Origin of the sequence: Actibacterium sp., assembly GCF_041584535.1 — a bacterium.
Taxonomy (GTDB): Bacteria; Pseudomonadota; Alphaproteobacteria; order Rhodobacterales; family Rhodobacteraceae; genus Actibacterium_D.
Genome location: NZ_JBFHDW010000194.1, coordinates 1 through 5191, shown reverse-complemented (window position 1 = coordinate 5191; position 5191 = coordinate 1). Strand labels below are relative to the sequence as shown.

The window sequence follows — 5191 nt, the reverse complement described above, 5'->3', positions numbered from 1 at the left end:
GGGTAGACCGGCACATGATCGACCGTGCCGCGTGCCTGTTCTTCGTCCGCGATCAGCACGTTTTTTCGGTCAAGGAACAGGACACGGAATTGTTCGGTTTCGCGGTGGGCCATCGTGGTGTGGCAATAGTCGATCACCGCGTCCCAACCCGAGATCACCGGGCGATCGATGACGCGGGCGCGGGCAAGGCGGTGGGCGGCGGCCTCGACGATTTTAAGTTCGGTGATGACCGCGTCGCCGACGCCGTCCACCTCGCTCAGGCGGGCGGGCGGGGCCGAAAGCACGCGGTTGAAATCGCCGAACCGGTCCATGAGCGCGCGGGCCAGCGGTTTGACGTCCTGACGCGGCAGGGCGCGGAACAGCACCAGTTCCAGCATTTCGTAATCGGGCATCGCGGCGGCGCCACCATCGAGAAACCGGGCGCGCAGGCGTTTGCGGTGGTCGCGCAGGTAGGAAGGCAGGCGCGGGCCGGGGGCCAGCACGGGGGCAGGCGGTTCAGCCGTGAACAGCGGAAGCTGCGGCTCGGAAAATGATAAGGGCCGACGCATGGGCCGACCCTGATCGATTCTGTTGAATGAAAAGTTAACGCTGCTGAGGCGCTATTTCTTCATCTGGTCCCAAAAGGTTTTCACCCGGCCGAAAAAGTCGCTGCTTTCGGGGTTGTTGTCCTCGCTCAGGCGCTCGAACTCGCGCAGCAGGTCTTTTTGTTTCGACGTCAGGTTCACCGGCGTTTCGACGGCCAGTTCGATGAACATGTCGCCATGGGCGGCGCCGCGCAGGGCGGGCATGCCTTTGCCACGCAGGCGCATCTGTTTACCGGTTTGGCTGCCTGCGGGGATTTTCACCCGGCTGCGGCCGCCGTCGATGGTCGGCACTTCGATATCGCCGCCCAGCGCCGCGGTGGTCACCGAGATCGGCACCAGACAGGACAGGTGCACGCCGTCGCGTTCAAAGATCGGGTGATCGGCGACTTCGATGAAGATATAGAGATCGCCGGTCGGGCCGCCGCGCAATCCGGCCTCGCCTTCGCCAGCCAGACGAATGCGAGTGCCGGTTTCGACGCCGGCGGGGATGTTGACGTTCAGTGTGCGGTCTTTTTGCACGCGGCCGGCCCCGCCGCAGGATTTGCAGGGGTTCTTGATGATCTGGCCCAGACCGCCACAGGTCGGGCAGGTGCGCTCGACCGTGAAAAAGCCTTGTTGCGCGCGCACTTTGCCCATGCCCGAACAGGTCGGGCAAGCGGTGGGTTCAGCGCCGCTTTCGGCCCCGGTGCCGTTACAGCCCGAGCACGCGACCGAGGTCGGCACGTTGATGGTTTTTTGCAGGCCGGCGTGGGCCTCTTCCAGCGTGATCCGCAGGTTATAGCGCAGGTCCGAGCCGCGCGCCGCGCGCTGGCGTCCGCCGCCACCGCCGCGACCGCCCATGAAATCGCCGAACAGATCGTCGAACACATCGGAAAATGCCGAGGCGAAATCGCCCTGACCGCCAAAGCCGCCGCGCGGGCCGCCACGACCGGGGCCACCCATGCCGCCTTCGAAAGCTGCATGGCCAAAGCGGTCATAAGCCGCTTTTTTGTCGGGGTCTTTCAGGGTGTCGTAGGCCTCGTTCACTTCTTTGAACTGAGACTCGGCATTCGGGTTGTCGGAATTGCGGTCCGGGTGAAGCTCTTTGGCTTTTTTCCGATAGGCCTTTTTCAGTTCGTCGGCCGAGGCGCCCTTTTGAACCCCCAGAACCTCGTAAAAGTCGCGTTTTGACATTTCTTGATCCCTCTGAGGGGGGAACGCGTGGGCCGGCCCGGTGGAGTCACCGGACCGGCCTGTGCGCGGGTGCAGATCTTAGGAACGCTTGTCGTCGTCCAGATCTTCGAAGTCGGCATCGACGATATCGTCGTCAACGCCACGCGGTTCGTCACCGGCATCGGCCTCGCCAGCAGCTTCCTGCTGCGACTTGTAGATGGCCTCGCCCAGTTTCATCGCGGCTTCGGTTACGTTCTGGATGCCCGATTTGATCTTGCCGGCGTCGTTGCTTTCCATCGTGTCCTTGAGGGCAGAGATGGCCAGCTCGATGGCTTCGATCGTGGTCGGGTCGACCTTGTCCGAGAACTCTTCCATCGACTTTTCGGTCGAGTGGATCAGGCTTTCGGCCTGGTTCTTGGCTTCGACCAGTTCGCGGCGTTCTTTGTCGGCCTCGGCGTTGGCTTCGGCGTCTTTCACCATTTTCTCGATATCGGCGTCGGACAGGCCGCCCGATGCCTGAATGGTGATTTTCTGCTCGCGACCGGTGCCTTTGTCCTTGGCGCCCACTTCGACGATGCCGTTGGCGTCGATGTCAAAGGTGACTTCGATCTGCGGCAGGCCGCGCGGAGCCGGCGGGATGTCTTCCAGATTGAACTGGCCCAACATTTTGTTGTCGGCGGCCATTTCGCGTTCACCCTGGAATACGCGCAGGGTCACGGCGTTCTGGTTGTCCTCGGCGGTCGAGAAGATCTGCGACTTTTTGGTCGGGATCGTGGTGTTGCGGTCGATCAGGCGGGTGAACACGCCGCCAAGGGTTTCGATGCCCAGGCTCAGCGGGGTCACGTCCAGCAGAACCACGTCTTTGACGTCGCCCTGCAGAACACCGGCCTGAATGGCGGCGCCCATGGCCACGACTTCATCCGGGTTCACGCCTTTATGCGGTTCTTTGCCGAAGAACTTGGTGACTTCTTCCACCACTTTCGGCATCCGGGTCATACCACCGACCAGAACCACTTCGTCGATATCCGAGGTCGACAGACCGGCGTCTTTCAGCGCGGCCTGGCACGGTTTGATCGAGGCTTTGATCAGGTCGCCGACAAGGCTTTCCAGCTTGGCGCGGGTCAGCTTCATCACCAGGTGCAGCGGCGTGCCGCTGTGCGGATCCATGGCGATGAACGGCTGGTTGATTTCGGTTTGCTGGCTGGACGACAGTTCGATCTTGGCTTTTTCAGCGGCCTCTTTCAGGCGCTGCAGGGCCATCTTGTCTTTGGTCAGATCGGTGCCGTTTTCCTTTTTGAACTCATCGGCCAGATAGCGAACGATGCGCATGTCGAAATCTTCACCGCCAAGGAAGGTGTCGCCGTTGGTCGATTTCACTTCGAACAGACCGTCGTCGATTTCCAGAATGGTGATGTCGAACGTGCCGCCACCAAGGTCATAGACCGCGATGGTTCTCGCTTCTTTCTTGTCCAGACCATAGGCCAACGCAGCCGCGGTCGGCTCGTTGATGATGCGCAGCACTTCCAGACCGGCGATCTTGCCGGCGTCTTTGGTGGCCTGACGCTGAGCGTCGTTGAAATACGCCGGAACGGTAATCACGGCCTGAGTCACGTCTTCGCCCAGATAGCTTTCGGCGGTCTCTTTCATCTTTTGCAGGATGAAGGCCGAGATCTGCGACGGCGAATATTTCTCGCCATTCACTTCGACCCAGGCGTCGCCATTGCCGCCATTCACGATGGAATAGGGGACGTGTTCTTTGTCTTTGGTCACCTCGGCATCGTCCACGCGGCGGCCGATCAGACGTTTGACGGCAAAAACGGTGTTGGACGGGTTGGTCACAGCCTGACGTTTGGCCGGCTGGCCCACAAGGCGTTCATTGTCGGTAAAACCGACGATCGAGGGCGTGGTGCGCGCCCCTTCGGCGTTTTCGATTACACGGGGTTGCGACCCATCCATGATGGCTACGCAGCTGTTGGTGGTCCCGAGGTCAATCCCGATGACTTTGGCCATATTACTCTACCTCTTCCTTCGGCGATGTTGTGGGGCGCAGAGCCTGAACAGGCCTCTGAACCCCGATCCCAAGATTTAATCGGGCGTTGATCCCGATCATGCTTCCCGGCGTATATAAGGAGGGGTCAGGGGCGCTGCAAGCGGCGGCGATGACGGAAATGTGAGGGAGAATGTCAAAAAACCGAGTCAATTCCGTGGATTCCGCCGATCCGGCGGCTCCGGACCTGACGCTGCGCGGGGTTCAGGTGTTTCGGGGTTGGCTGGATGCGGCGGATCAGGCGGCGCTGGTCGAGGATTTGCGGAACGTGGCGCAGGCGGCGCCGCTGTTTTCACCGATGACGCCCTATGGCAAGCCGATGCGGGTGCGGATGACCTCGGCCGGGCGCAAGGGCTGGGTGTCGGACCGGCGCGGCTATCGTTATGCCGACCGCCATCCGGGCGGCGGTGACTGGCCGCCGATCCCCAAGCGGGTTCTGGATATCTGGCACGGTATCACCGGGCTGGACCGGATGCCCGATTGCTGTCTGATCAATTATTACGATGCCGGGGCGCGCATGGGCCTGCATCAGGACCGCGACGAGGCCGATTTCGCCTGGCCGGTGGTTTCGGTCTCATTAGGCGATGACGGGTTGTTTCGCGTCGGGAACCTGACGCGCGGCGGCACGACGGAAAGCCTGTGGTTAAGCTCGGGCGATGTGGTGGTGATGGGGGGCGCGGCGCGGTTGATCTATCACGGGATCGACCGGATCAGACCGGGGTCATCCACGTTGTTGCCGCAAGGCGGGCGGATCAATCTGACGCTGCGGGTGGTGGATTAAGCCCCGGCGCGGGGACGTGCGCCGGGGCAGGGATCGCGATGAGGGAACGCGACCCCGGGGCATACTCAGGTCACTCGTTACTCAGGACAGTCGGCGACCACTTCGTGACCGTCGGGGTAGACATATTTGCACTGCGGCGGCGAATTCGCCCCGGCGACCGCTGCACCGGCCACGGCGCCGACGGCGGCCCCGATCAGGGTGGCTTCGGTCTCGTTTCTGCCAGAGGTGGCATTGCCGATGGCGGCGCCGGTCGCGGCGCCCAGCAGGACGGTTTCGCCCGGGGTGTCGCAGGCTGCGACAAAGCTGGCTGCGATCAGTGCGAGAATTATTTTTTTCATGGTCGTCTCCTATGCCGTTGGTGGTGCTTGCCTGTAAGAAACCGGCCCCATCTTCGGCGAGGTCAGGCTTGGGCAGACGATGGGACAGAAGGCGTTGATATGCGATAGCAAGCAGCGACCGGGCCTAAACGAATGGTCTAGCGCTTGGCATTCCAACTGATCGAGGCATGTTTTCGGGTATAGGATTCACCCATCAGGCCAATCACCAACAACGCCACCGACAGGATCACCGGATAGGTGGTGTTCGAGAAATGCGGATTGTAGTTGATGAAAACGAATCCCCGCGCCT

Annotated in this window: 5 protein-coding genes and 1 pseudogene; 1 reads left to right on the top strand and 5 read right to left on the bottom strand. The window is 61.7% G+C overall.

Annotated elements, in window-relative coordinates; translation table 11 throughout:
- From ABYW26_RS10190 to dnaK, 3 genes are all read right to left on the bottom strand, one after another.
- A partial coding sequence (locus tag ABYW26_RS10190; RefSeq protein WP_372604733.1) for a RadC family protein occupies nucleotides 1–548 on the bottom strand: 548 nt, incomplete at its 3' end.
- A 51-nt stretch (nucleotides 549–599) separates the two neighbouring features.
- On the bottom strand, nucleotides 600–1757 hold the full coding sequence (gene dnaJ / locus ABYW26_RS10185) for a molecular chaperone DnaJ (RefSeq protein ID WP_372604732.1): 1158 nt from the start codon (nucleotides 1755–1757) through the stop codon (nucleotides 600–602).
- 78 nt (nucleotides 1758–1835) lie between these two features.
- Entirely contained in the window at nucleotides 1836–3746 is a 1911-nt protein-coding gene (dnaK, locus tag ABYW26_RS10180) for a molecular chaperone DnaK (protein ID WP_372604731.1), read from the bottom strand.
- Nucleotides 3747–3916: 170 nt separating this feature from the next.
- Here dnaK and ABYW26_RS10175 point away from each other — a divergent pair, with 170 nt between their 5' ends.
- Nucleotides 3917–4564 (top strand): alpha-ketoglutarate-dependent dioxygenase AlkB, encoded by a 648-nt coding sequence (locus tag ABYW26_RS10175; protein ID WP_372604730.1) that lies wholly within the window; start codon nucleotides 3917–3919, stop codon nucleotides 4562–4564.
- 77 nt (nucleotides 4565–4641) lie between these two features.
- Here ABYW26_RS10175 and ABYW26_RS10170 read toward each other — a convergent pair whose 3' ends face one another.
- Nucleotides 4642–4902, bottom strand: coding sequence for a glycine zipper domain-containing protein (locus tag ABYW26_RS10170; protein ID WP_372604729.1), 261 nt, complete (start codon nucleotides 4900–4902; stop codon nucleotides 4642–4644).
- A 137-nt stretch (nucleotides 4903–5039) separates the two neighbouring features.
- Nucleotides 5040–5191 (bottom strand): annotated as a pseudogene (locus tag ABYW26_RS10165) (ABC transporter permease); the annotation flags it as partial.

Coding starts and splice junctions, on each gene's coding strand:
- dnaJ (WP_372604732.1), bottom strand. CDS start 1,757: ATGTCAAAACGCGACTTTTACGAGGTTCTGGGGGTTCAAAAGGGCGCC.
- dnaK (WP_372604731.1), bottom strand. CDS start 3,746: ATGGCCAAAGTCATCGGGATTGACCTCGGGACCACCAACAGCTGCGTA.
- ABYW26_RS10175 (WP_372604730.1), top strand. CDS start 3,917: ATGTCAAAAAACCGAGTCAATTCCGTGGATTCCGCCGATCCGGCGGCT.
- ABYW26_RS10170 (WP_372604729.1), bottom strand. CDS start 4,902: ATGAAAAAAATAATTCTCGCACTGATCGCAGCCAGCTTTGTCGCAGCC.